The following is a 25,237-nucleotide window of genomic DNA, read 5'->3' on the forward strand; positions in this document are numbered from 1 at the left end:
AAGACATACATTGCGGTCCTCTTAATATGGATAAATAAGATAGGTGATTATATGAAAGTCGTGTTTATGGGGACTCCTGATTTTTCAGTTCCGATTTTGAAAAGAATCATCCGAGATGGTTTTGAAGTTGTGGCTGTAGTTACACAACCAGACAAGCCGGTCGGCCGAAAGAAAGTAATTACGCCTCCTCCTGTAAAACGGGAGGCGCTTCGTCATGAAATCCCTGTTTTACAACCGAAAAAGGTGAGGACGGAGTATGAGGAAATCCTGAAGTACGATCCGGACCTCATTATAACAGCCGCGTATGGTCAAATTTTACCACGTGAATTGTTGACTTATCCTCAACTAGGCTGTATAAACGTACATGCATCTTTGCTCCCTGAATATCGTGGAGGCGCGCCCATCCATAAAGCGATCATTGATGGCAAGAAAGAGACAGGTGTCACGATCATGTATATGGTGGAAAAGTTGGATGCAGGAGATATGCTTAGTCAAGTGACGGTAGCAATTGATGATGATGACAATGTCGGAAGCCTTCATGATAAATTGAGCGAGGCAGGAGCGGAATTGCTTGGAGACACGATTCCAATGCTTGTGAATGATGAATTGCAACGTATCCCTCAGGATGAATCACGAGTCACGTATGCTCCCAACATTTCAAGAGAAATGGAAAAGATAGATTGGAAAGCGGACGGAGAAGACATCTATAACCAGATCCGAGGGTTGAACCCATGGCCCGTCGCTTACACAACGCTTGAGGGAAAGAATGTGAAAATCTGGTGGGGACAAAAGGAAACCGTTGAACAAATGGGTGAACCTGGCCAAATTCTTGCTTTTGATAACAAAGGAATTCTTGTTGCTACTGGAAATCAAACAGCAATAAGAATCACTGAGCTGCAGCCAGCAGGCAAAAAACACATGGATGTCGCCCAATACCTTGCTGGAGCGCAGCTTAATACGGAAATGAAATTCGGTGAATAAATATGAAAAATGTACGTGAAGTTGCGACAGACCTATTATTGAAGATAGACCGGTCGCAAGCTTACAGCAATCTATTATTGAACCAAGCGATCCAGAAAAACAACCTTTCAGGCAAAGATGCAGCCCTTTTGACTGAAATTGTATACGGCACGATTCAACGGAAGAATACACTTGATCATTACTTGAAAACCTTCATTAAGAAACCATTGAACAAGCTCGAAGATTGGGTCCTGGTCCTCTTGCGGCTCTCAGTTTATCAAATGGTGTACTTGGACCGTGTCCCAGATCACGCCATCATCAATGAAGCAGTTGTAATCGCAAAGAAGAGAGGGCACAAGGGTATTTCCGGACTTGTCAATGGCGTTCTTCGGAATGTCCAGCGGAAAGGGGTGCCGAGTGTTGGATCAATTGCAGATCACAGGTTACAATTGGCGATTGAGTGCAGCCATCCGGAATGGCTGGTTGGCCGTTGGATTGATCAGTTTGGAGAAGAGAGAACAAGAGAAATGTGTACAGTCAATAATACACCCCCCTCAGTAACGGCCAGGGTCAACCGCCTCAAGCATTCTGTCGAGGTGGCCATCGAAAGGTTGAAAAATGAATCAGTAGAAGCTGAACCAAGCAAGTTGGCGCCGGATGGGATACGAATTTTATCAGGAAATCTTCCTAAATCTAATGTCTATGAATCGGGAGCTCTTACGATACAAGATGAAAGCTCGATGCTTGTAGGCTATGCACTCGATCCTCAACCAGATGATCGCGTATTGGATGCCTGTGCGGCACCAGGAGGGAAAACGACGCACCTCGCTGAAAGGATGGGCAATCAAGGGGAAATAACAGCGATTGACATACATGAGCACAAAGTCAAGCTTATCGAAGAGCAGGTGGAAAGGCTCGGTTTGACGAATATAGAAACGATAGCGATGGATACTAGGAAGGCCGCTAAATTATTCAAGGAAGAAACCTTTGATCGAGTGCTTTTGGATGCTCCTTGTACAGGCTTCGGTGTCATTCGCAGAAAACCGGATATCAAATGGGGAAAACAATCTGAAGATATTGAACGTATCCAAAAAGTTCAAGAAGAATTATTAGAAGCCGTTTCCCGTGTCCTTAAGGTTGGTGGATTATTGGTTTACAGTACATGTACAATAGAAGCAGAGGAAAACAACAGCCAGATTGAACGGTTTTTAGATCGCCATCCAGAGTTTGAATGGGATGGATCATTTTCATCGAGGATGCCGGCTTCTGTAAAACCTTATATTTTAGGAACGAAAGATGAGCTTCAGATTCTTCCTCAATATTTCAATAGTGACGGATTTTATATTGCATGTTTACGTAAAACTTCTAAAAAAGGCGGTGATGAAACATGTTAAAACCGTTGACGGAAAAACAAACCAATCCGAACGTAGGTGCTTCGATTTTTTCATTGAAATACGACGACCTTCTGGATTGGCTGAAACAAGCAGGTGAACCATCGTTTCGTGCCAAGCAAATTTATGAATGGCTTTACAAAAAAAGAGTGACATCATTTGCAGAGATGACGAACCTATCGAAGGACCTGCGTGAAAAGCTGGACAACGCTTTTGTAATCACTCCCCTAAAGCAAGTCGTTCGGCAAGAATCGAAAGATGGGACAATCAAGTTCCTTTTTGAACTTGAAGATGGATATTCAATAGAAACCGTGTTGATGAGACATGAGTATGGGAACAGTGTCTGTGTAACAACTCAAGTCGGATGCAGATTAGGCTGTACCTTCTGTGCTTCGACGTTAGGTGGTTTGAAACGTAACTTGAAGGCTGGAGAAATTGTTGCACAAGTATTGGAAGTTCAGCGTGCAATGGATGAGACAGACGAACGGGTCAGTTCTGTTGTCATCATGGGGATCGGAGAACCTTTCGATAATTATGAAGACTTGATTTCTTTTCTGAAAATAATCAACCACGATGAAGGATTGAATATTGGAGCACGCCATATAACGGTATCTACGAGTGGTGTCGTGCCGAAGATCTATGATTTTGCAGATGAAGGCATGCAGATCAATTTTGCGATCTCCCTCCACGCACCCACAACAGAAATCCGCAGTCGCCTCATGCCGGTAAATCGTATGTATCCGCTTGATGATCTGATGGATTCCATCCGTTATTATATCCGGAAGACAGGGCGGCGTGTCACATTTGAATACGGATTGTTCGGAGGTGTAAATGATCAGGTTGAACAGGCTGAACTTTTGGCTGATCTGATCCAGGATATAAAGTGCCATGTTAACTTGATTCCTGTAAACTATGTACCAGAGAGAGATTACGTCCGTACCCCTAAAAATCAAATTTTCAAATTTGAGAGTACGTTAAAAGAGCGCGGTGTGAATGTTACCATTCGCAGGGAGCAGGGTCATGATATCGACGCTGCCTGTGGTCAGTTACGTGCGAAGGAGCGTAAGGACGAAACGAGGTGAAGAAGGTTGTTGAAGGCATCTTTTCAAACTGATCAAGGTAAAGTTCGTTCCCATAATGAAGACAGCGGGGCAGTGATCCAAGTCTCTGCCTCGGATGTTTTCGCTGTTGTTGCAGATGGAATGGGAGGGCATAACGCTGGGGATGTTGCAAGCCAAATGGCTGTCAATTACATCAAGGATCATCTTGATGCATACATAAACGAAAAGGTTGAAACAGCGAAAGTAATTCAATCATTGATCGAGGACGCCAACTCAAGTATTTATACGTATGCAAATGAGCACCCTGAGTGTCATGGCATGGGTACGACAGTCATCTTGTTAAGAGCGACAGAAGATGAAGTATCCTTAGGCCACGTTGGGGACAGTCGTTGTTATCATATACACGATCAATCAATCAGGATGCTTACGGATGACCATACACTTGTAAATGAACTCGTAAAATCGGGACAGATCACGGATGAAGAAGCGGAATACCATCCAAGGAAGCACGTTGTCATGAGGTCAGTCGGCACAGATCCAGAAGTGAGGATCGATAATCTGAACTACTCTTGGAATCCGGGAGATTATCTTCTTATTTGTTCAGACGGTCTTTCTAATAAAGTTCCGGCAAACTTGATATTGGAAGTTGTGACGGAGGATGGGTCTCTAGACGATAAGGCGAACCTCTTAGTCAAGATGGCGAATGATGCTGGTGGGGAAGATAATATCACCCTGATTCTCTTATATAATGATGTTGATCCAGAAGAAGGTGTGGCTACATGATCGGCAGACGTCTCAGTGATCGATACAAGATCCTAGAGGTCATTGGTGATGGCGGTATGGCTGTTGTCTATAAAGCGGAAGACTTGATACTCGATCGCATCGTTGCTGTGAAGGTATTGCGCTCAGAATACTCTACGGATGAGGACTTTATCAGGCGTTTTCGGCGTGAAGCCGAATCAGCGACGAGTTTGAACCACCCGAATGTCGTCAATATCGTCGATGTCGGAGAAGAAGAGCAGATTTATTTCATCGTCATGGAGTATGTGAAAGGCAAGACATTGAAACAGATTATACGGGAAAAAGGTCCGTTATCACCTGGCCGAGCTGTTGAAATCATGAAGCAGATTTCTTCTGCGATCGCTCATGCCCATGAACATCATATCGTTCATAGGGATATCAAGCCACATAATATTTTAATAGATGAGAATGGAAATGCTAAAGTGACAGATTTCGGTATCGCATTAGCAGCAACGTCAGCAACGATTACTCATACGCACTCTGTGCTGGGCAGCGTCCACTATTTCTCACCAGAACAAGCAAGAGGCGGTATTGCCAACAATAAGTCGGACATCTACTCATTAGGTGTAGTTCTCTATGAAATGGTGACTGGCAGACTACCATTTTCAGGTGAATCAGCTGTTTCTGTAGCGTTGAAACATCTTCAAGAAAAATTTCCAGAACCAAAGCTGATCAATCCGGATATACCACAGAGTGTTGAAAATATCATATTGAAGGCTATGGCAAAGAATCCGAATGAGCGATTTGAAAATGTCCAGGGAATGGAAGAAGATTTAAGCACTGCACTTCATCCCGACCGAATCGATGAACCGAAACATTCATTTGATGAAGATGAAGAAGCTACGAAGGTACTGACTCCGATCGGAAATATAACAGAGCAAATGAAAACTGCACCCGTCCCTCCAAACAAAGGTGAAAATGAAGAGGGACTAGAAAAAAGCGGGAAGCATAAGAAAGATAAGAAAGGTAAGACAGATAAGAAGAAAAAGAAAAATTGGGTCGCAATCATTTTGATGGTATTTCTCCTATTAGGGATTGCTGGTGTAGCAGCGGTCACCTTGTGGCCAGAAATTTTCCAGACAAAGGATGTCCCTGTACCGGATGTCATCAATCAACCATACACAACAGCTTACGAAAAAATAAAGGATGCTGGGCTCAATTCTGAAAAAGAGGAGCAGCCAAGCTCTGAGGTGGAAGAAGGGCATGTCATCAGGCAAACCCCGACACCAGGAACAGCCGTGAAGGAAAATGCGACGGTGAAACTAATTGTCAGTTCTGGCCCTGAAAAGTTTGAAGTAGAGAACTATGTAGGCCAAGGAGAAGACGATGTGAAGCGGACGAAGGTTGAGGATCTTTTCAAACGGGTCGATTATCCAACAAAAAGCAGTGAAGATGTTCCCGCTGGACAGATCATCGAACAAATTCCGGAAGCAGGGGAAATGGTCGTGCCGGGCCAAGAAGTTTTGATTTTATATGTCAGCAGTGGGCCTCCTCCATTTGATCTTGCAGACCTATCAGGAAAGTCACTTGAAGAAGCAAAAACGTATGCAAATGAAAATGGGCTCAACTTAAAAGAAGCTGAACGGGAGTATTCAGAGGATATTGACGAAGGGAACATCATAAGTACGAATCCGAATCCAGGTGAAACAGTGAGGGCTGGTGATGAAATTACCGTGACCGTTTCAAAAGGTGTACCAGAGCCAGTCACCATCAAAGATATGGTGGAGATAGAATTCAGCGATGATGATGCCGGTAGCGATGATGATGCCGGTAGCGGTGATGGTAATGGAAATGGAAATGGAAATGGAAATGGAAATGGAAATGGAAACGGAAACGATAAGGAACGAAAGAATGAACCGAAACAGGTCCGGATCGTGACGAATGACGCGAACGGGGAGCAAACGATTGTCGATAAAAAAATCTCTGAAACAGAAATGTTCGAAATCCCTTTGACCATAAAGTATAACGGTGAAGGTAGTTACAAAGTCTATGTAGACGATGAAGAGTATTATAATGAATCATATACGTATGAAGAAGCGAAAAACTTTCAGAATGGAGAGTAGATGAACTGCATGCCAAAAGGAACGATCATTAAAGCATTGAGCGGGTATTATTATGTGAAAAGTGAAGAAGAAAATGAAATCTATCAATGCCGAGGAAGAGGGAATTTTCGAAAACGAAAGTTGACACCTCTTGTTGGTGATGAAGTTGTATTTGAATCGACCAACCAGACAGACGGTTATGTTATGGAAATCTTCGAACGGAAGAATGAACTGATCAGACCACCTGTTGCAAATATTGACCAGGCACTTATCATTTTTTCCGCACGCCGGCCAAGCTTTAATTCGCTCCTTTTGGATCGGTTTTTAGTCCATATTGAAGCGAACGATATTCTTCCGGTTATTTGTGTTAGTAAACTTGATTTATTGACAGATGACAAGGAAATCGAAAAAGAGTTGGAGGTATACCGTAAGATCTGCTACCAAGTTATCGAAACTTCTTCTTTGGAACAAAGAGGATTAGGAGAGGTAAGAGCACTTTTTGAGGATAAGGTAACGGTCATTGCAGGCCAGTCAGGTGTCGGTAAGTCGACATTGTTGAATGCATTAAACCCTGAATTAAACCTGGAAACCAACGATATTTCTGATCATCTTGGAAGAGGGAAGCACACAACAAGACATGTCGAACTGATCCCTTTTGGAGAAGGGCTTGTAGCAGATACTCCTGGCTTCAGCTCACTGGATTTCATCGAAATCGAACCAGAGGACTTATCAATCTACTTTCCTGAAATGAGGGATCGCCGTCCGGATTGTAAATTTAGAGGGTGTACCCATATATCAGAACCGAAGTGTGCAGTAAAAGAAGCTTTGGGAAATAACGAAATCTCTCAATTCCGTTATGACCATTACGTACAATTTCTTCAAGAGATCAAAGACCAAAAACGGAGGTATTAGTCATGACTAAAATTGCACCATCGATCCTTTCAGCAGATTTCTCCCGGTTAGGAGAGGAAATAAAAGATGTTGAGGCAGGGGGAGCAGACTATATCCATGTCGATGTCATGGACGGACACTTTGTACCGAATATTACGATTGGACCGTTGATTGTCGATGCAATAAGACCTATCACGGATCTTCCACTGGATGTCCATCTGATGATTGAAAACCCTGACAAATACATTCCGGAATTTTCTAAAGCAGGTGCGGATATCATTTCTGTTCATGTGGAGGCTTGCCCGCATCTGCACCGTACAGTAAATTTGATCAAAGACCATGGTAAAAAAGCAGGAGTTGTTCTCAATCCTCACACACCAGTCAGTATGATTGAACATGTCATTGAAGATGTGGACCTTGTTTTGCTGATGACTGTGAACCCTGGATTCGGTGGTCAATCTTTCATAAACCGGGTTCTTCCGAAAATCAAGGAAGTTTCTGAGCTTTGTAAGGAAAAAGGATTGGAAATCGAAATTGAGGTTGATGGGGGTGTCAATCCAGAAACAGCTAAGTTATGCCGGGAATATGGTGCGAATGTGCTGGTGGCTGGATCTGCTATCTACAAAAAAGAAAACCGGAAGGATGCAATTGACGCCATCCGTGGTGTATAATGATTTAGAAATAAAAATATAGTAATGAAACCACTAGGGGAATCTCTTGAAGAGATTGAGAGTGGAGTGTATGCTCCTGACCCTGAGAACCTGAACAGGATCAAACCTGCGGAGGGAAGTTGGCTTTCAAGTGATTTATATTTGATGAAAGCAACTGTATCCCTATGCAGTTGCTTTTTAATTGTTCAGTCAAGGGTTCTTTACTGTAAGGGGAGAATAGAAATGAGAAATCGTAATTTATTGATTGCTGAAGTTGCAATTATGGCCGCTTTAGGGATTATACTAGGATTTATTAAATTGAGCGGTCCATGGGCTTTTGGAGGTTCAGTATCGTTGGAGATGGTACCTATTTTTATCATGGCTTTTCGTAGAGGGTTATTTGCTGGGGTATTGACTGGGATGTTGATCGGTCTATTGCAATTATTGATCAATCCGTATATCTATTATTTCTTACAGGTCATCCTAGATTACCCATTGGCATTTCTAGTCGTTGGATTGGCTGGCCTTGCAAGACCGAAGTGGAGCGATTCATTCGGTAAGAGAGTATTGTTGATCATTGCAGGTACCTTTATTGGAAGCATACTCCGCCTTACAAGCCATGTCATTTCTGGGGTGGCATTTTTCGCTGATCAGGCACCTGAAGGTACACCAGCATTTACCTATTCCTTCATGTATAATTTTTCTTATATTGCACCGACATTTATTCTGACAGTGATTCTATTAGTTCTTTTATCAAAAACAGCTCCTAAGTTGGTTCATGGAGAGTGACCTTATTGAAGACGATTTGTTTAGTTTCTGGAGGACCTGAATATCTTCTGCCCGATCGGCTCCAATTGGATGATGCATTGTTTATAGGGGTGGATGAAGGGGTCCTTTACCTTCAAAAAAGAGATATAAAGCCAATAGCCGCCTTCGGTGACTTTGATTCTATTTCAGGTGAAGAATTTACCAGACTTCAAGAAAAACAAATGGAACTCTATACATTCGAATGTGAAAAAGACATGACAGATCTGGAACTGGCACTAAGATGGACGATAGAACAAAGGCCAGAAAAAATCATTTTATATGGCGCAACAGGCGGCCGTTTGGATCATGAATTGATCAATATCCAACTCTTGAAGGTAGGTTTGGAACACAAGATAGAGGTGGAGATTGTAGACCGGGATAACATCATCGTGATGAGGAGTCCGGGGTCATATACAATTGAAGCGAGTCATGAATTTCCGTATGTTTCTTTCCTTCCATTTTCCCCGCTCGTAACAGGCATGACGCTTGTTGGTTTTCGTTATCCGTTGGAGGAGGCGAAGATAGAATGGGGATCGACCCTTTGCATTTCAAATGAGCTTGTAACAAAAAAAGGTACTTATTCATTTGATGACGGCATAATTATGATGATAAGAAGCAAAGATCGAGATGGAAAATTACAAACTCCGGGTACTATTTCTAAGTAGACGAATATACTTAAATAGAATGTTAAATTTCCGAAGGGGAGTCTTCTGGAAACTAACGTTGGAGGAGGCGGAATCATGAAATTTTATACCATCAAGCTGCCAAAGTTTTTAGGCGGATTCGTTAGGGCGATCTTAGGATCATTTAAAAAAGGGTAACAAAAAAGCACCAACTCAGGTGCTTTTTTGTTTCATCATTCATGGAACTGCGTTGGTACGGAAAACGGGAAGATACGTCGTCCATCCTGATTATCTTTAAAAATGAAAGAGAAAATGGAACAAATTAGAAAATATCTTTAAAAAATCAAAAATATCTTTAAAACAAGCAAATCATCTTTAAAACGCGCACTAAACTCGAATACCACCATAAAAAAGGACTGGCTCATCATAAGAATGAACCAGTCCTTTTTCTGCTTTTGATCAGACACGTTCTACTTTGCCTGACTTCAAGGCACGAGCAGATACATATACACGTTTCGGTTTACCGTCAACAAGAATACGAACTTTTTGAACGTTCGCTCCCCATTTACGTTTAGTAGTGTTCAACGCGTGAGAACGCTTGTTTCCAAAGTTTGTCTTCTTACCAGTAACAACACATTTTCTAGCCATGATTGGTACCTCCTTTATTGCAAATAAGAAAATTGAATAATCTCATTTAGTAAACTTTTACGAAAACACTACATTATAGTAGCATGAGATATAGAAGAATGCAACAATGTTTATCAAGTTTATTTACTTGACACACCTAATCTTGATTCCATGATATATTCTTTCAAAATGAAGGATATTATAGTAAAATGACACTAGCCATAGGTCATTATAATCCAAGGGAGGATTCTGCATGTCTATAGAAATGAAAACAAAGTACGGAGAAATTGATATTTCTAACGATGTTATTGCTACAATTGCAGGTGGAGCTGCGATAGATTGTTATGGTATTATCGGAATGGCCTCGCAAAAGCAAATTAAAGATGGCATAACTGAACTTCTAGGCAGAGACAATTTCAGCCGTGGAATTGTGGTGCGGCAAGAAGAGGATGAAGTACACATAGACATGTATATCATCGTCAGCTATGGAACGAAAATTTCTGAAGTAGCTCACAATGTACAAACAAAAGTGAAGTATACGCTTGATCAGATGCTCGGACTATCAGTAGATTCGGTCAACATTTTTGTTCAAGGCGTGAGGGTGACGAACCCGTAACGAGGAGGAAGGATTCGTGACAGTTAAGAAGGTAGGCGGGAATAAACTTTCCCAAATGTTCATTTTCGGAGCGGACAACCTGAACAAAAACGTAAAAATGGTAGACGCTCTAAATGTTTTCCCAGTCCCTGATGGGGATACTGGTACAAACATGAATTTGACTATTACGTCAGGTGTTAAGGAAATCAAAAATATTACAACTGATGATGCGAGCAAGGTTGCAACTTCTTTTTCAAAAGGATTGCTCATGGGGGCACGAGGTAATTCAGGTGTCATCCTGTCCCAGTTGTTCAGAGGCTTTTCAAAAGCGATCGAAGGTAACAGCGAAATTGACACGAAACTGTTTGCTGAAGCTTTTGAAGCTGGCGTAGGAACTGCTTATAAGGCAGTAATGAAACCGGTGGAAGGGACGATCTTGACCGTAGCTAAGGATGCTGCCAAAAAAGCGACGAAAGCTGCTCGTAAATCAGACGATATGGTTGAAGTCATGAAGCAAACATTAAAAGAGGCAAAAGAATCCCTGGAACGTACCCCGGACTTATTGCCAGTCCTGAAAGAGGTAGGAGTGGTCGATTCTGGAGGTCAAGGTCTCGTCACGATCTATGAAGGATTTTTAGCTGTACTTGAAGGGAAAGAGCTTCCAGAGGTCAGCAGCTCAGGTCCATCGATGGATGAACTTGTGAATGCAGAGCACCATAAGGCACAGAGCCATATGAAAACAGAAGATATCCATTATGGATACTGTACAGAATTCATGGTGAAATTCAAATCTGAAAAAACGAAGGAGAACCCTTTTTCTGAAGAGGAATTCAGAAACCGACTCAGTGAGCATGGTGATTCTCTACTCGTCGTTTCTGATGAGGATCTCGTCAAGGTTCATATACATACGGAAAAGCCAGGAGATATGCTGACTCTCGCTCAAACGTATGGTGACTTGATTAATATAAAAATTGAGAACATGCGGGAACAGCATACGGCTATTTTAGATAATGAAGACAAGCCTGGATCAACAAAGAATGTCGAATCTCAAGCTGCAAAAAAGGAATTCGGGATCATCACTGTTTCGATGGGATCTGGAATTGAAGAGTTGTTCAAAAGTTTGGGAGCCACCGTCGTCATTGCCGGAGGGCAAACGATGAATCCAAGTACAGAGGATATTGTCAAAGCCATCCGAGAGGCGAATGCTGAAAAATTGATCATCCTTCCGAATAATGGGAACATTGTCATGGCTGCTGAGCAGGCAGCAACAGTCGTGGATGAAGAAGTTGCAGTAGTAAAAACGAAAACGGTTCCACAAGGTATTTCTGCCCTGCTTGTATTCAATCCGAGCTCTTCACTTGACGACAATCAATCAGCGATGACTGAAGCGGTCAAACACGTGAAATCGGGACAAATCACCTTTGCAGTACGGGATACGAACATTGATGGTGTTGAAATCAAGGAAAACGATTTCATGGGAATCTTCGATGGGAAGATCGTTACGGCAAAAGGTACTCAAAAAGAAGCTGCCGAAGCGCTGTTATCAGAAATGATCAACGACAAAGATGAAATCGTCACCATCATTTTCGGCGAAGATGTCGATGAAGCTGAAGCAACTGCACTTGGTGACTGGATCGAGGGGAATTTTCCTGATGCTGAAGTTGAAATCCATCCAGGCAACCAGCCGATATATTCGTATATCATTTCTGTAGAATAAACGCATTGAATATTCCTACCATGATCAGACGGTTCCTGACAGGGTAGGAATATTCTTTATCTGTCAGCTCTGTTAACTTTAGTTCTCTATACAAATGGGGGAATCACAAATGAAGTATAAAAGCGTTTTTGATATCATCGGCCCAATCATGATCGGACCATCAAGCTCGCATACCGCGGGAGCGGCTCGGATCGGACGGGTTGCCCGGTCTTTGTTCGGTCGTAAACCTGAATGGGCTCATATTTCCTTTTACGGTTCTTTTGCGAAAACGTACCGGGGGCATGGTACGGATGTGGCGATCGTCGGCGGGATTTTGGATTTTGATACATTCGATGAACGGATTAGTGAATCGTTGAAAATCGCTAAACAAGAAAAGATAAAGATCAAAATGTCTGAAGAGGAAGCTTTGACCGATCATCCGAATACGGCGCGGATCCGGCTTGGAGATAAAGATGGGGATCTGGAAGTGGTTGGTATTTCCATCGGTGGCGGAAAAATTGAAATTGTCGAGATGAATGGATTCGAGTTAGGATTATCCGGGAATCACCCTGCATTATTGGTCGTGCACAACGATCACTATGGTGCCATTGCCGGCGTAGCCAATCTATTAGCCAAACACCAGATCAACATCGGACATATGGAAGTCGGTAGAAAAGAAGTCGGCAGTGAAGCATTGATGACAATTGAAGTCGATCAAAATATCGAACACGACGTTTTGGAAGATATCGAAAAACTTCCACACATAATTAAAGCGACACGTATTCATGATTAAAGAGAAGGGTGGTATGAGTTATGTTTAGGAATGTCAGTGAGTTGGTGGAACTTGCAGTTTCTAAAAATGTTCCGATATCAGAAGTGATGATCGAGCAGGAAATGGAAGTGACCGGCAGATCCAGGGAAAAAGTGATGGAACTTATGGAGAAAAATCTAGATGTCATGGAAAAGGCTGTGGAACGCGGAATCAGAGAAGGTGTGAAATCCCATTCTGGATTGACTGGCGGAGATGCTGTCCTTCTTCAAAAATATATCGCAAGCGGGAAAAGCCTTGCGGGTACGACCATTCTAGATGCAGTCAGTAAAGCTGTAGCCACGAATGAAGTGAATGCAGCGATGGGAACGATTTGTGCAACGCCTACAGCAGGTTCCGCAGGTGTTGTTCCTGGTACTCTTTTTGCACTCAGGGATAAGCTTCAACCAACCCGTGAACAAATGGTCCGTTATTTATTCACTTCAGGTGCTTTCGGATTTGTTGTAGCAAACAACGCATCCATTTCAGGGGCTGCAGGCGGTTGTCAAGCAGAAGTCGGTTCAGCGACAGGGATGGCAGCAGCTGCGATTGTCGAACTCGCTGGCGGGACCCCTGAACAATCTGCAGAAGCAATGGCGATCGCCCTCAAAAATATGCTCGGCCTGGTGTGTGACCCAGTGGCAGGGCTCGTCGAGGTTCCGTGTGTTAAACGAAATGCAATCGGGGCAAGCATTGCTATTACAGCAGCAGACATGTCCCTCGCAGGAATTACCAGCCGTATACCGTGTGACGAAGTGATCGATGCGATGTACAAGATCGGTGAAACGATGCCGACAGCGCTTAAGGAGACTGCACAAGGAGGATTAGCGGCTACTCCGACAGGCAGGGAGCTTGAAGCGAAGATTTATGGAGTGCCGCTAAAGAAAAAGTGATGGATTTATCATTACCTGTCACGCATGTCAAAGGAATTGGAGAAGCGCGGGCAGAGGAATTGGCTGATCTGAAAGTTTACACTGTATATGATCTTCTCATGTATTTTCCGTATCGTTACGAAGACTTCAAAGTGAGGGATTTGACGGAACTGAAGCATGATGAAAAAGCAACAATCGAAGGGAAGGTTCACAGTGAGCCTTCTCTCCGTTATTTTGGCCGGAAGAAATCAAGACTTACAGTAAGGGTGCTCGTCGGAAAGTATCTTGTCACTGCAGTGTTTTTCAACCGTGCCTTTTTAAAGAAACAGCTTGCAATAGGCCAACCTGTAACGATAACTGGGAAATGGGACCAAAACAGGCTGACGATCACTGCCCAGCATGTGACATTCGGTCATCCTGAAAGCGACGAGACGATCGAGCCGGTATATTCCATTAAAGGTGATTGGACGGTCAAGAGGCTCCGAAAAGTCATCCATTTATGTATGCTGCAATTTTTAGACTCAGTAGAAGACATTTTACCTGAAGAGTTGAGGAAGCAATACAAACTTATCGAGCGTAGAGAAGCGATCCAGTGGATCCATGCACCGGCAACCCATGATCATTTGAAGCATGCAAGAAGATACTTTGTCTATGAAGAATTGTTGATGTTCCAATTGAAAATGCAGTGGTGGCGTAAACAGGAAAAAGAAAAATCCGACGGGGAAGAGAGGATGTTCAACCAGTTTGAAATCGAGTCTTTCATCCGCTCACTTCCATTCCCTTTGACTGGTGCGCAGAACCGTGTAGTAGATGAGATTTTAAAAGATTTACGCTCGCCTTATCGCATGAATCGCTTGCTACAGGGGGATGTGGGATCTGGAAAGACGATCGTTGCTGCGATCAGCATGTATGCCCTCGTAACGACAAATATGCAATCCGCCTTGATGGTCCCTACCGAAATCCTAGCTGAACAACATTATGAATCCATGACCCAATTATTCAATGATTTCAGTATAAATATAGAGCTCCTGACAAGCTCAATCAAAGGAAAACGGCGCAGGGAAATTCTTGAACGTGTCAAAAGCGGAGATGTTGATATTCTGATAGGAACACATGCCTTGATCCAGGAAGAAGTTCAATTCCGCAACTTAGGCCTTGTAATCACTGATGAACAGCATCGGTTCGGAGTCGAGCAGAGGAAGGTATTGCGACAGAAAGGGATCACCCCCGATGTCCTTTTCATGACGGCTACCCCAATCCCCAGGACTTTAGCAATATCCGCTTTCGGTGATATGGATGTTTCCACCATTGATGAAATGCCTGCAGGTCGAAAACCGATCGAGACATATTGGGCGAAGCATGGGATGTTGGACCGTGTGCTCGGATTCATCGAGAAGGAATTGAAGCGGGGTAGACAAGCTTATGTGATCTGCCCGTTGATAGAGGAATCGGACAAACTCGATTTTCAGAATGCGGTTGATGTGCACGCACAGCTTGTCCACTATTTTACTAACTACAATGTAGGACTCATGCATGGTCGTCTTTCGTTTGATGAGAAAGAAGAAATCATGGGCAGGTTCAGTAAAAATGAGGTCCAAGTCCTTGTGTCGACAACCGTCGTCGAAGTGGGTGTGAATGTTCCAAATGCAACCGTCATGGTTGTTTATGATGCGGAGAGATTCGGGTTGTCCCAGTTACACCAATTACGGGGAAGGGTTGGCAGAGGAGATGCTCAATCCTATTGTATCCTTATCGCCGATCCGAAATCGGATGTCGGTAAAGAACGTATGCAGATCATGACGGAGACGAATGATGGATTCGAATTATCCCAGCGAGACTTGGAGCTGAGGGGCCCGGGGGATTTCTTCGGAAAAAAACAGAGTGGCCTGCCCGATTTTAAAGTCGCTGATCTTGTCCATGATTATCGGGCATTGGAAGTCGCAAGGAACGATGCTGCAAAAATGGTCAACTCTGAGGTTTTTTGGAAAGATCCGAGGTATGACGCTTTAAGAAATTGGTTGCTTGAACAGATAGATGCATGGGAAGAGCTCGATTAAGCCTTCTATTCCTTGAAAAGAATGACCAATCAATATATACTACTATTAGTACCTACTCATAAGAGTAAGGGATGGTGAAGGAATGAAAAGAAATAAAAAAGAACGTCAACAACTGTTGAAGGAGACGATTCTTTTAAATCCATTCATAACAGATGAAGATTTAGCAGATCAATTCCAGGTAAGTGTACAAACAATACGGCTTGATCGACTTGAACTGTCGATACCTGAGCTTCGGGAAAGAATCAAAAATGTTGCACAGCAGCAATTGGATGAAGTGAAGGCTCTTTCCATTGAAGATGTCATCGGTGAAATCATCGATCTCCAGCTTGATAAGTCTGCGATTTCGATTTTGGATATCAAACAAGAGCATGTTTTTTCAAGGCATAACATTGCTCGTGGCCATCACCTGTTTGCACAAGCGAATTCACTTGCCGTAGCGATCATAAACGATGAAATGGCTCTGACTGAAAAATCGGATCTCCGTTTTACAAGACAGGTTAAAGTTGGAGAACGAGTAGTGGCAAAAGCGAATGTAATTGACAATCAGAGTGATCGGTCCATCGTGGAAGTGAAGAGCTATGTTGAACAGGAACTTGTATTCGAAGGTATATTCACAATGTTCCGTTCGAACAAAAGCAAGAAAGAAAGGACGTAATTCATAAATGAGAATCGCGATTGATGCAATGGGCGGTGATCATGCACCTGAACAGATGGTACTCGGTGCTGTTAAAGCTGTCAATCAATATACCGATCTTGAGGTTGTTTTGGTCGGTGATGAAAATAAGATCAATCAATACATGACCGGATCAGACCGGATTTCGATTATACATACATCAGAAATGATCTCTAGTGAGGATGAACCAGTACGTGCTGTCCGTAGAAAGAAACAAGCTTCGATGGTGCTGTCTGCTGTTGAAGTTAAAGAAGCAAGAGCGGATGCCTGCATTTCTGCGGGAAACACTGGGGCGCTGATGACAACTGGACTTTTACATGTCGGCCGTATACCTGGAATCGACCGGCCAGCTTTGTCACCGACTCTCCCTACATTGGATGGACAAGGTTTCGTCTTGTTGGATGTAGGGTCTAATATGGATGCAAAACCTGAACATATCTTCCAATACGCTTTGATGGGAAGTGTATACAGCGAAAAAGTTAGAGGCATCAAAAAGCCCCGTGTAGGATTATTGAACGTCGGGACAGAGGACGGAAAAGGGAACGAGCTCTCTAAACAAACATTTCAATTGTTGAAAGAAACCGATCTTGTTCATTTTGTGGGTAACGTTGAATCAAGGGATCTTCTTGATGGGGTTGCTGATGTGGTGGTTTGTGATGGTTTCTCTGGTAATCTCGTTTTGAAAACAATTGAAGGAACTGCGATGTCGATCTTTAAGATGCTGAAGGAACAACTGATGAGTTCTGTAAGAAGCAAATTGGCTGCTGCTGTTTTGAAACCAGAGTTCAAAACCATCAAAGAAAAACTTGATTACAGTGAATACGGCGGAGCAGCGCTATTCGGCCTTCGGGCACCGGTTATAAAAGCCCATGGCTCTTCAGATGCGAATGCAGTATTGAATGCAATCCGTCAGGCACGCCACATGGTTGAACATGATATGGTAACGATCATTACGGAAAAAGCAGCTCGACTAGAAGGGAATGAATGACGAATGGGAAAAATTGCTTTTATTTTTCCGGGACAAGGATCTCAGCAAGTTGGTATGGGACAAGAATTTGTGGAAAATAACGAACAATCTGCTGCAGTGTTCAAGCAGGCAGATCAACGGTTAGGGTATTCTCTTTCTTCCATCATCGCAGAAGGTCCGGAAGAAGCCCTTACAAGGACAGAAAATACCCAGCCTGCATTATTGACGACAAGCATTGCAATTTTGAAAGCTTTGGAGCAATATGATATCCGACCCGGCTTTACAGCAGGGCATAGTCTAGGTGAATATACTGCGTTAGTAGCATCAAAAGCACTGACATTTGAAGATGCAGTTTATGCAGTTCGCAGACGCGGCATGTTCATGGAAGAAGCAGTTCCAGCCGGGAAAGGGGCGATGGCTGCAGTACTCGGCATGGATGCGGAGCAGCTGGAATCAATCACTAATCGTATAACAGCTGAAGGGGATTCCGTACAATTAGCGAATCTCAATTGCCCGGGACAAATTGTCATATCGGGTTCCAAGGAAGGTGTAGAGAAAGCATCAGAGGCGGCAAAGGAAGAAGGAGCGAAAAGAATCATCCCTCTTCAAGTAAGCGGACCTTTCCACTCTGAATTGATGAAGCCTGCTGCTGAAAAGATGGCTGATGTACTGGATGAATTGACGATTACTGATGCAGAAATACCTGTGGTAGCGAATGTTACTGCTGAGCCGGTGATTGGGGCAGATGAAATCCGCTCGAAACTGATTGAGCAAATCTATTCTCCGGTTCGTTGGGAAGAGACGGTTCGATACTTGTTGGATGAAGGTGTCGATATTTTTATTGAGATTGGTCCAGGGAAAGTGTTATCGGGTCTCGTGAAAAAAGTCAATAGACGGGCGACGACGGTTGCGATTTCAGATCCAGAATCGTTAGAAGCTGCTGTAAAGAAACTAAAGGAGGTATGATTTGATGCTTAATGGTAAAACTGCCTTAGTAACTGGGGCCTCTAGAGGAATCGGCCGTGCAATCGCAATTGAACTGGCCAAGCAGGGCGCTTCAGTTGCAGTGAATTACTCGGGAAGTGAAGAGAAAGCTAGGCAAGTGGTAGAAGAGATTCAAGAAAACGGTGGAAAAGCTTTCGCTATTCAATCCGATGTTTCAAGCATGGATTCTGTAACGGCGATGATCAAAGAAGTGATCACGACATATGGTTCTCTTGATATCCTTGTCAACAATGCGGGAATAACACGTGACAACCTTTTGATGCGGATGAAAGAAGAAGAATGGGATGCTGTCATCAACACAAATTTGAAAGGTGTATTCAACTGTACAAAAGTAGTTACGCGTCAAATGATGAAACAACGTGCAGGAAGAATCATCAACATCGCTTCAATTGTTGGTGTATCCGGAAACCCAGGACAAGCAAACTATGTTGCAGCAAAAGCAGGCGTGATCGGACTTACGAAAACCACTGCAAAAGAGCTTTCCAGCCGTGGAATTACAGTCAACGCTGTGGCACCTGGTTTCATTGAAACGGACATGACAGACGCCCTTGAAGGAAGCGTAAAAGATGAAATGCTGAAGCAAATCCCATTAGCGCGTCTTGGAAGACCAGAAGACATCGCAGCAGCGGTCAGGTTCTTGGCGAGTGATGAGAGTAGTTATATTACTGGGCAGACTATTCATGTAGATGGCGGCATGGTAATGTAGTAGAGGATAGTTCAGAATTCCGGGAAACAGTTCTATCGAACTTCTTCGTTACTCGCTAATCCGGTCCTCACGTATTATCAATACGATCCGGCCGTCGTAGCTTCCGTGCCTCGAATTTCTCGGCCCTGTTTGTCCTCATTCTGAACTTGGTTTAAGATGATGTTTAAAAGGCATCCAAATGATAAACGTCGAATTTCCGATGCAAAGGATGTTCTAATTCTGCCGTGTCACATAACGTAACGGTTTTAGGCAGTGATTGCTACGTCGAATACTCATGGCAAACGATGTACCTGCGTCTACAAGTGTACCTTCGAAGAAAGCTTCCTCGGTACAACTCGCAGTAGCACATACAAGTATCGCTCGTCACTCCTGCGGGAACAACGAGCCAGGCAAGACCCCGTAGCTTGGATGCAGAGAAGTGATGTCCAGCTCAGCGAACAGTCACTTGGATCACTTCAAACTTCCTGCGGCGGCCACAGCCTCCTCGTCAGTTTTCCAGTGACCTACGTGACTAAGCGGGTCGCTTCCGCTTTTCTTCAGCCCGCGGAAAGGGAGTGAATTTCGCGAAAGTAAAGCAGATTGTGAAGAGGTTTGCAAAAATGACTGAATTTCTAAAACTCGATTTTTTAAAACATCTTGCATATCTGAGATTTACTAGATGATGTACATTTCGTATAATACTTGAGAGGAGGTGAACGGACATGGCAGACATTCAAGAACGTATTACCAAAATCATCGTTGACCGTTTAGGGGTTGATGAGGAAGAAGTGAAACTTGAATCTTCATTTAAAGAGGATCTAGGAGCGGATTCTTTAGACGTTGTTGAACTCGTTATGGAACTTGAGGATGAGTTCGACATGGAGATTTCTGACGAAGATGCTGAAAAAATTGCTACTGTTGGCGATGTAGTAGATTACATAAACAGCCATCAATAGTATTTTTGTAAGTCCCGCATCAACACTTGATTGCGGGGCTTTATTTTACTAAAATTAATTGTGTGAAATGCGAGACAAGGATTATGGAGGTCACAATGTCCAACCGTACATCATCAAAGAGATATGCACGAACAAAACGCAGACCTTTTACAAGGGAAGAGCTTTCTGTTCGGTTCAAAGCATTCCGGGAAAAAATAGATATACAGTTTGAAAATGAAAAATTGCTCTTCCAGGCATTCACTCATTCCTCGTATGTCAATGAGCATCGTAAACGTCCGAGTGACGATAACGAACGCCTTGAATTTCTAGGAGATGCAGTCTTAGAACTGACTATTTCTCAATATTTATACAAAAAGTATCACAATATGTCCGAAGGTGAATTGACAAAATTGCGTGCAGCAATCGTATGTGAACCATCCTTGGTGACATTTGCGCTTCAATTGAATTTCGGAGATCTTGTATTACTAGGTAAAGGTGAAGAGAACACAGGTGGGCGTACGCGTCCTGCACTATTAGCGGATGTTTTTGAAGCTTTTATAGGTGCTCTATATCTTGACCAAGGTTTAGATGTTGTAGAACAGTTCTTAAGTAAATTTGTATATCCGAAAATTAATGAAGGGGCTTTTTCACATGTAATGGACTTCAAGAGCCAGCTTCAGGAATTCATACAAAGGGAAAACCATGGGACACTCGTTTATCGGATCGTTCAGGAATCTGGTCCAGCACATAATCGCCAGTTCACTTCTGAAGTGTATTTAAGCAGTGAACGGCTTGGAATTGGACATGGCCGCTCTAAGAAGGAAGCTGAGCAGCATGCTGCCCGTGAAGCACTTCAATATCTGAATAAGAAATAAAAAAGGTTGATCCATTCAAGAACGCTTCCTATGGCTAAGAGGGGAGACTTGTTCTGAATTGGATCAACCTTTTGCCTGTAAGAGATATCATGGGGGTACTGTCCAGCTCCAACACCCAGCCCCTTGGATCACTTCAGTCCTCCTGGGGCGCTTGAAGCCTCCTCGGCAGGCTTCAAGTTGACCTTGGTGGTTAACAGGGTGCTTTCACTTTGCACATCAACTCACTTTTTACGAAGTTCACTCAATTCCTGGATGATCCCTTCTGTTTCATTGACACTGAAATGTTCTTTTCTCATCACGTAATCATAGAGATCCTTCAATTCTTCGTACAGGTCAACATCGAAATCTTCTGGGCGCATGACTCCAGTATTCACTACTTGCAACTGTTTTTGCATCTGTTCTACCATATACGTTACATTCTCTTCGCTTTTTACTTCGAGATTCACCGAATCATCCTTTCTTCCATCCATTCTTCAATGTCATTGTAGCATGAATCGACAATAAATGCGGAATTTTACCGGGGTTCTTCTGCACCTTCCTTCTTTATGATAAAATAAATAGGTATGTATTCAAATGCAAGGGGTTGGATTCCCGAGCATATTGTGAAGATGAATATAATGAAGGGGGAATCTCAATGTTCCTCAAAAGATTGGATGTCGTCGGTTTCAAATCATTTGCTGAACGTATTGGTATTGAATTCGTACCAGGTGTGACAGCGGTGGTTGGTCCGAACGGCAGCGGTAAAAGCAACATTTCAGATGCGGTCCGATGGGTGTTAGGAGAACAATCCGCAAAATCCTTGCGGGGGGCCAAAATGGAAGATATCATTTTTGCCGGCAGTGATACACGTAAACCGTTGAATGTTGCGGAAGTTACTTTGACTTTAGATAATGAAGATCAGCATATACCGATTGAATATAACGAAATCAGTATTACGAGAAGGGTCTATCGTTCTGGTGATAGTGAATATCTCATCAATAAACAGCAATGCCGTCTCAAAGACATCATCGATTTGTTCATGGATTCGGGGCTTGGAAAAGAAGCGTATTCAATCATTGGACAAGGTAAGGTTGAAGAGATCCTGAGCAGCAAGCCTGAAGATAGAAGGAAAATCTTTGAAGAAGCTGCAGGTGTTTTGAAATATAAAACACGGAAAATAAAAGCTGAACAAAAGCTCCGTGAGACAGAAGAGAATCTGAACAGGGTGGAAGATATCCTGCATGAGCTTGAAGGACAGGTGGAACCATTGAAGATCCAAGCTTCGATTGCTCGTGATTACTTGGATAAAAAAAGTGAGCTTGAAGTGATCGAGTCTGCACTATTGGTCCATGAAATAGAAGATTTACATACAAGATGGGAAGCAAAATCCAAAGAAATCGAACAATTGAGAGTAGAAGAACTTAAACTTAAGGAACAGGTTCAACAAAAAGAGCAGGAGATCGGGGTCATCAGAGATGAATTGGCAGCATTGGACGAGTCCATAGATGAACTTCAAGACGTCCTTCTTAATGTTAGTGAAGAGCTCGAAAAGCATGAGGGAAAGCGAGAAGTTATGCGCGAGCGTAAAAAGAATTATCATCAAAACAAAGAACAGCTTACTCTAAAGATCGCACAGCAAAAAGAAAAGAAGAAATCCATTGAAGAAACTTTACAAATCGAACGCAATCAATTGCAGCAACACCAAGGTAAGCTTAAGAGTCTTCAAAACAAGCTGAAGGATCAGGAACAACAGTTGGAACTGGTCGATAAGAATATCGAAGAAGAGCTTGAACAGCTGAAAAGTGAATATTTCGATTGTCTTAACGATCAAACGTCGATCAAAAACGAAATCCGTTATTTAAGTGAACAGCTTGAGCAGCAATCTTCGAGATCGTCCAAGCTGCATGAACGTCACATACAGTACATTGAAGAGCGGGACCGGATTGCAGTACAGAAAGAAGAATTGAACAAAAAGTTAAAGGGTATCCAAACAGAGCTTGAAACTCAAGTCGATGCATTCATGAAGCTGAAAACAAAAATCGAAAAGGATGAAAAGACGCTAACTGACAAAGAATCTAAATTGTATAAAGCGTATCAATTCATCCAACAATTCCGTTCGAAAAAAGAAATGCTAGAGGAAATGCAAGAGGATTACAGTGGTTTCTTCCAGGGTGTCCGAGAAATTTTGAAAGAACGCGGTAAACGTCTGCCTGGGATTGAAGGTGCAGTGGCTGAATTGATCACTGTTTCAAAAAAAGAAGAGACAGCTATCGAAACGGCACTAGGCGCTGCCACTCAGAACATAGTCGTACACACAGAGGAAGACGCCAGGAAGGCGATTGGATTCTTAAAGAAAAAGCGGCTTGGACGAGCGACATTTTTACCGATGTCTGTCATGAAAAGCCGGAAGCTATCTCACCAAGAGGAAGAGAGAGTATCCAATCATCCCTCTTATGCCGGTATTGCTTCCAATCTGGTAGCTTTTGATGACAAGCATCGTAAGGTCATTGAAAACCTGTTAGGGAATGTCGTGATTGCTGAAAGCCTGGAGGGTGCCAATGCATTAGCCAAAATCCTCAACCACCGCTACCGAATCGTGACTTTAGAAGGGGATATTGTCAATCCGGGTGGATCGATGTCGGGAGGCAGTTTGAAGCAGAAGAATACCTCCTTATTATCCCGACAACGTGAATTAGATTCGCTTACGGAAAAGCTTGGGTCTATGGAAGAGCAGACAGGCCAGCTTGAAAAGGATGTCAAGCAAGGGAAGCAGAGATTGATCGATCAGAAAGAGAAGCTTGAAAGCCTGCGTGAAGATGGTGAAAGAAAGCGATTGGAAGAGCAACAGTTGAAAGGGGAGCTTCGAGAAATCGAGCTCCAGGATAAAAACATCAATGAACACTTATCGTTATACGACCGGGAGAAAGGTACTTATGATTCTGAAAGGGTAACGATGGATGAAAGAGTCGCTTCTCTCAAGAAATCGTTAAAAGCATCCGAAACAAAGGCAGTCGAGCTTGAAAAAGAAGTTGAACGATTGTCGAGTCAAAAGAAAAATCAGCAGACGACAAAAGATGATTTGAAAGAGGAAATTACTTCATTGAAGGTAAGCCTCGCCCAATCGGAAGAACAATTTTCTAACTCGAACAGTACCGTCCAACGTTTGCAAAATGAACTGGATGAAACGATGAAGATCATGCATGATGCGGAAGAAGAATTCTGGCTGCTCGAAGAAGCTGTGAATACGAGTACTTCTGATGAGGAAGCTTTGGATGAGAAAATCATCCAGCACCGTAAAGATAAAGATGCGACCGTCCAATTGATCGGTGACCGTCGTAAAGAACGTAGTCAACGACAAGAAAAAGTGGAAGACCAGGAGCTTGAACTTAAAGAACTTAAGCGTCTCCACCAGCAGATGTCAGATGGAATCCATCAGGAAGAAGTCAGGCTGAATCGATTGGATGTCGAGCTCGAAAACCGTTTGAACCATTTGAATGAGGAATATCAGCTTTCATATGAACGAGCTAAGGAAAAATATAGTTTGGAAATGAAACCTGAGGAGGCTCGGACGAAAGTGAAACTCATCAAAAGAGCCATCGACGAACTTGGGACGGTGAATCTTGGTGCCATCGAGGAGTATGAACGTGTATCAGAACGCTACAACTTTTTGATTGAACAGCGAGATGACCTGAATGAGGCGAAAGAGACTCTATATGGGATCATTACTGAAATGGACGAAGAAATGACGAAGAGGTTCAAGGAATCGTTTTTTGAGATCCGGGAACACTTCCGTGAGATATTCCGAGAATTATTCGGTGGAGGAAGAGCGGATCTTGAACTGACAGATCCTGAAGATTTATTGAATACAGGAGTCAATTTCCTCGCCCAGCCTCCAGGGAAGAAACTTCAACATCTCGCTTTGTTATCTGGTGGAGAACGGGCATTGACGGCTATTGCATTATTATTTGGAATTTTAAAAGTGCGGCCAGTCCCATTCTGTATACTGGACGAGGTTGAAGCAGCGCTTGATGAAGCTAATGTAAGCCGGTTTGCAAAGTTTTTGCGTGCCTTCAGTGAACAGACGCAATTCATCGTCGTCACCCACCGGAAAGGTACGATGGAAGAAGCGGATGTTTTATATGGTGTAACGATGCAGGAATCAGGGGTATCGAATCTTGTATCAGTCAAATTGGAAGAAACGAAACAAGAATTAGTGACGACATAGTAATGAGGTGAA

General features: G+C 43.1%; 24 protein-coding genes and 1 riboswitch. Of the genes, 22 read left to right on the plus strand and 2 right to left on the minus strand.

The window, feature by feature from the left end; all coding sequences use genetic code 11:
- Positions 1-51 precede the first annotated feature (51 nt).
- From fmt to spoVM, 10 genes are all read left to right on the plus strand, one after another.
- Complete coding sequence (fmt, locus tag ACJROX_RS11700; protein ID WP_408010936.1) at positions 52-981, plus strand: methionyl-tRNA formyltransferase; 930 nt, start codon at positions 52-54, stop codon at positions 979-981.
- 2 nt (positions 982-983) lie between these two features.
- On the plus strand, positions 984-2,354 hold the full coding sequence (gene rsmB / locus ACJROX_RS11705; protein WP_408010937.1) for a 16S rRNA (cytosine(967)-C(5))-methyltransferase RsmB: 1,371 nt from the start codon (positions 984-986) through the stop codon (positions 2,352-2,354).
- Positions 2,348-3,433, plus strand: coding sequence for a 23S rRNA (adenine(2503)-C(2))-methyltransferase RlmN (gene rlmN / locus ACJROX_RS11710; protein ID WP_408010938.1), 1,086 nt, complete (start codon positions 2,348-2,350; stop codon positions 3,431-3,433). The genes rsmB and rlmN overlap by 7 nt, the downstream gene beginning before the upstream one ends.
- A gap of 9 nt (positions 3,434-3,442) precedes the next feature.
- Positions 3,443-4,195: a Stp1/IreP family PP2C-type Ser/Thr phosphatase gene (locus ACJROX_RS11715; protein ID WP_408010939.1), complete on the plus strand. Its 753-nt coding sequence runs from the start codon at positions 3,443-3,445 to the stop codon at positions 4,193-4,195.
- The gene (gene pknB, locus ACJROX_RS11720; RefSeq protein ID WP_408010940.1) at positions 4,192-6,276 is read left to right on the plus strand and encodes a Stk1 family PASTA domain-containing Ser/Thr kinase; all 2,085 of its coding nucleotides are present in this window, start codon (positions 4,192-4,194) and stop codon (positions 6,274-6,276) included. Before ACJROX_RS11715 ends, pknB begins: the two co-directional genes overlap by 4 nt.
- Positions 6,277-6,285: 9 nt before the next feature.
- A complete protein-coding gene (gene rsgA / locus ACJROX_RS11725) occupies positions 6,286-7,167 on the plus strand; it encodes a ribosome small subunit-dependent GTPase A (RefSeq protein ID WP_408011637.1) in 882 nt (293 codons plus the stop codon).
- A 2-nt stretch (positions 7,168-7,169) separates the two neighbouring features.
- Positions 7,170-7,817, plus strand: coding sequence for a ribulose-phosphate 3-epimerase (gene rpe, locus ACJROX_RS11730; protein ID WP_408010941.1), 648 nt, complete (start codon positions 7,170-7,172; stop codon positions 7,815-7,817).
- A gap of 25 nt (positions 7,818-7,842) precedes the next feature.
- Positions 7,843-7,951, plus strand: a riboswitch (TPP riboswitch).
- Between the two features lie 88 nt (positions 7,952-8,039).
- Positions 8,040-8,585 (plus strand): energy-coupled thiamine transporter ThiT, encoded by a 546-nt coding sequence (thiT, locus tag ACJROX_RS11735; protein ID WP_408010942.1) that lies wholly within the window; start codon positions 8,040-8,042, stop codon positions 8,583-8,585.
- Between the two features lie 5 nt (positions 8,586-8,590).
- Complete coding sequence (locus tag ACJROX_RS11740) at positions 8,591-9,268, plus strand: thiamine diphosphokinase (protein ID WP_408010943.1); 678 nt, start codon at positions 8,591-8,593, stop codon at positions 9,266-9,268.
- Positions 9,269-9,343: 75 nt separating this feature from the next.
- Positions 9,344-9,424 carry a stage V sporulation protein SpoVM gene (spoVM, locus tag ACJROX_RS11745; RefSeq protein ID WP_096199318.1) on the plus strand — a complete coding sequence of 27 codons (81 nt, stop codon included), beginning with the start codon at positions 9,344-9,346 and terminating at the stop codon, positions 9,422-9,424.
- 261 nt (positions 9,425-9,685) lie between these two features.
- On the opposite strand, the gene rpmB is transcribed toward spoVM, so the two are convergent.
- Positions 9,686-9,874, minus strand: a complete 189-nt coding sequence (gene rpmB, locus ACJROX_RS11750; protein WP_221564186.1) for a 50S ribosomal protein L28 — start codon at positions 9,872-9,874, stop codon at positions 9,686-9,688.
- A gap of 232 nt (positions 9,875-10,106) precedes the next feature.
- On the opposite strand from rpmB, the gene ACJROX_RS11755 reads away from it, so the two are divergent.
- The 11 genes from ACJROX_RS11755 to rnc all read left to right on the plus strand — a co-directional run bounded on the left by ACJROX_RS11755 (position 10,107) and on the right by rnc (position 21,021).
- On the plus strand, positions 10,107-10,469 hold the full coding sequence (locus tag ACJROX_RS11755; RefSeq protein WP_225065629.1) for an Asp23/Gls24 family envelope stress response protein: 363 nt from the start codon (positions 10,107-10,109) through the stop codon (positions 10,467-10,469).
- Between the two features lie 16 nt (positions 10,470-10,485).
- Positions 10,486-12,165 carry a DAK2 domain-containing protein gene (locus ACJROX_RS11760; protein WP_408010944.1) on the plus strand — a complete coding sequence of 560 codons (1,680 nt, stop codon included), beginning with the start codon at positions 10,486-10,488 and terminating at the stop codon, positions 12,163-12,165.
- 109 nt (positions 12,166-12,274) lie between these two features.
- A complete protein-coding gene (gene sdaAB / locus ACJROX_RS11765; RefSeq protein ID WP_408010945.1) occupies positions 12,275-12,937 on the plus strand; it encodes an L-serine ammonia-lyase, iron-sulfur-dependent subunit beta in 663 nt (220 codons plus the stop codon).
- A gap of 20 nt (positions 12,938-12,957) precedes the next feature.
- Positions 12,958-13,845 (plus strand): L-serine ammonia-lyase, iron-sulfur-dependent, subunit alpha, encoded by an 888-nt coding sequence (gene sdaAA, locus ACJROX_RS11770; protein WP_408010946.1) that lies wholly within the window; start codon positions 12,958-12,960, stop codon positions 13,843-13,845.
- Positions 13,845-15,881, plus strand: a complete 2,037-nt coding sequence (gene recG / locus ACJROX_RS11775) for an ATP-dependent DNA helicase RecG (RefSeq protein ID WP_408010947.1) — start codon at positions 13,845-13,847, stop codon at positions 15,879-15,881. Before sdaAA ends, recG begins: the two co-directional genes overlap by 1 nt.
- A gap of 82 nt (positions 15,882-15,963) precedes the next feature.
- Positions 15,964-16,536, plus strand: a complete 573-nt coding sequence (gene fapR, locus ACJROX_RS11780; protein ID WP_408010948.1) for a transcription factor FapR — start codon at positions 15,964-15,966, stop codon at positions 16,534-16,536.
- A gap of 7 nt (positions 16,537-16,543) precedes the next feature.
- On the plus strand, positions 16,544-17,542 hold the full coding sequence (plsX, locus tag ACJROX_RS11785) for a phosphate acyltransferase PlsX (protein WP_408010949.1): 999 nt from the start codon (positions 16,544-16,546) through the stop codon (positions 17,540-17,542).
- Between the two features lie 3 nt (positions 17,543-17,545).
- Positions 17,546-18,487 (plus strand): ACP S-malonyltransferase, encoded by a 942-nt coding sequence (gene fabD / locus ACJROX_RS11790; RefSeq protein ID WP_408010951.1) that lies wholly within the window; start codon positions 17,546-17,548, stop codon positions 18,485-18,487.
- 4 nt (positions 18,488-18,491) lie between these two features.
- Complete coding sequence (fabG, locus tag ACJROX_RS11795) at positions 18,492-19,232, plus strand: 3-oxoacyl-[acyl-carrier-protein] reductase (RefSeq protein WP_408010952.1); 741 nt, start codon at positions 18,492-18,494, stop codon at positions 19,230-19,232.
- A 701-nt stretch (positions 19,233-19,933) separates the two neighbouring features.
- The gene (gene acpP, locus ACJROX_RS11800) at positions 19,934-20,167 is read left to right on the plus strand and encodes an acyl carrier protein (protein ID WP_225065620.1); all 234 of its coding nucleotides are present in this window, start codon (positions 19,934-19,936) and stop codon (positions 20,165-20,167) included.
- A gap of 95 nt (positions 20,168-20,262) precedes the next feature.
- On the plus strand, positions 20,263-21,021 hold the full coding sequence (gene rnc / locus ACJROX_RS11805; protein WP_408010954.1) for a ribonuclease III: 759 nt from the start codon (positions 20,263-20,265) through the stop codon (positions 21,019-21,021).
- Between the two features lie 221 nt (positions 21,022-21,242).
- On the opposite strand, the gene ACJROX_RS11810 is transcribed toward rnc, so the two are convergent.
- Positions 21,243-21,491, minus strand: a complete 249-nt coding sequence (locus ACJROX_RS11810; RefSeq protein WP_408010956.1) for a DUF1128 domain-containing protein — start codon at positions 21,489-21,491, stop codon at positions 21,243-21,245.
- Positions 21,492-21,655: 164 nt separating this feature from the next.
- On the opposite strand from ACJROX_RS11810, the gene smc reads away from it, so the two are divergent.
- Entirely contained in the window at positions 21,656-25,225 is a 3,570-nt protein-coding gene (gene smc / locus ACJROX_RS11815) for a chromosome segregation protein SMC (RefSeq protein WP_408010957.1), read from the plus strand.
- Positions 25,226-25,237 lie beyond the last annotated feature (12 nt).

It is taken from the genome of Pseudalkalibacillus sp. A8 (assembly GCF_045920555.1).
Classification (GTDB): domain Bacteria; phylum Bacillota; class Bacilli; order Bacillales; family Fictibacillaceae; genus Pseudalkalibacillus.

Bases quoted from the DNA above. Each gene is read 5' to 3' on its own strand.
- fmt (WP_408010936.1), top strand. From the start codon at position 52: ATGAAAGTCGTGTTTATGGGGACTCCTGATTTTTCAGTTCCGATTTTG.
- rsmB (WP_408010937.1), top strand. From the start codon at position 984: ATGAAAAATGTACGTGAAGTTGCGACAGACCTATTATTGAAGATAGAC.
- rlmN (WP_408010938.1), top strand. From the start codon at position 2,348: ATGTTAAAACCGTTGACGGAAAAACAAACCAATCCGAACGTAGGTGCT.
- pknB (WP_408010940.1), top strand. From the start codon at position 4,192: ATGATCGGCAGACGTCTCAGTGATCGATACAAGATCCTAGAGGTCATT.
- rsgA (WP_408011637.1), top strand. From the start codon at position 6,286: ATGCCAAAAGGAACGATCATTAAAGCATTGAGCGGGTATTATTATGTG.
- rpe (WP_408010941.1), top strand. From the start codon at position 7,170: ATGACTAAAATTGCACCATCGATCCTTTCAGCAGATTTCTCCCGGTTA.
- thiT (WP_408010942.1), top strand. From the start codon at position 8,040: ATGAGAAATCGTAATTTATTGATTGCTGAAGTTGCAATTATGGCCGCT.
- spoVM (WP_096199318.1), top strand. From the start codon at position 9,344: ATGAAATTTTATACCATCAAGCTGCCAAAGTTTTTAGGCGGATTCGTT.
- rpmB (WP_221564186.1), bottom strand. From the start codon at position 9,874: ATGGCTAGAAAATGTGTTGTTACTGGTAAGAAGACAAACTTTGGAAAC.
- ACJROX_RS11755 (WP_225065629.1), top strand. From the start codon at position 10,107: ATGTCTATAGAAATGAAAACAAAGTACGGAGAAATTGATATTTCTAAC.
- sdaAB (WP_408010945.1), top strand. From the start codon at position 12,275: ATGAAGTATAAAAGCGTTTTTGATATCATCGGCCCAATCATGATCGGA.
- sdaAA (WP_408010946.1), top strand. From the start codon at position 12,958: ATGTTTAGGAATGTCAGTGAGTTGGTGGAACTTGCAGTTTCTAAAAAT.
- recG (WP_408010947.1), top strand. From the start codon at position 13,845: ATGGATTTATCATTACCTGTCACGCATGTCAAAGGAATTGGAGAAGCG.
- fapR (WP_408010948.1), top strand. From the start codon at position 15,964: ATGAAAAGAAATAAAAAAGAACGTCAACAACTGTTGAAGGAGACGATT.
- plsX (WP_408010949.1), top strand. From the start codon at position 16,544: ATGAGAATCGCGATTGATGCAATGGGCGGTGATCATGCACCTGAACAG.
- fabD (WP_408010951.1), top strand. From the start codon at position 17,546: ATGGGAAAAATTGCTTTTATTTTTCCGGGACAAGGATCTCAGCAAGTT.
- fabG (WP_408010952.1), top strand. From the start codon at position 18,492: ATGCTTAATGGTAAAACTGCCTTAGTAACTGGGGCCTCTAGAGGAATC.
- acpP (WP_225065620.1), top strand. From the start codon at position 19,934: ATGGCAGACATTCAAGAACGTATTACCAAAATCATCGTTGACCGTTTA.
- rnc (WP_408010954.1), top strand. From the start codon at position 20,263: ATGTCCAACCGTACATCATCAAAGAGATATGCACGAACAAAACGCAGA.
- ACJROX_RS11810 (WP_408010956.1), bottom strand. From the start codon at position 21,491: ATGGATGGAAGAAAGGATGATTCGGTGAATCTCGAAGTAAAAAGCGAA.
- smc (WP_408010957.1), top strand. From the start codon at position 21,656: ATGTTCCTCAAAAGATTGGATGTCGTCGGTTTCAAATCATTTGCTGAA.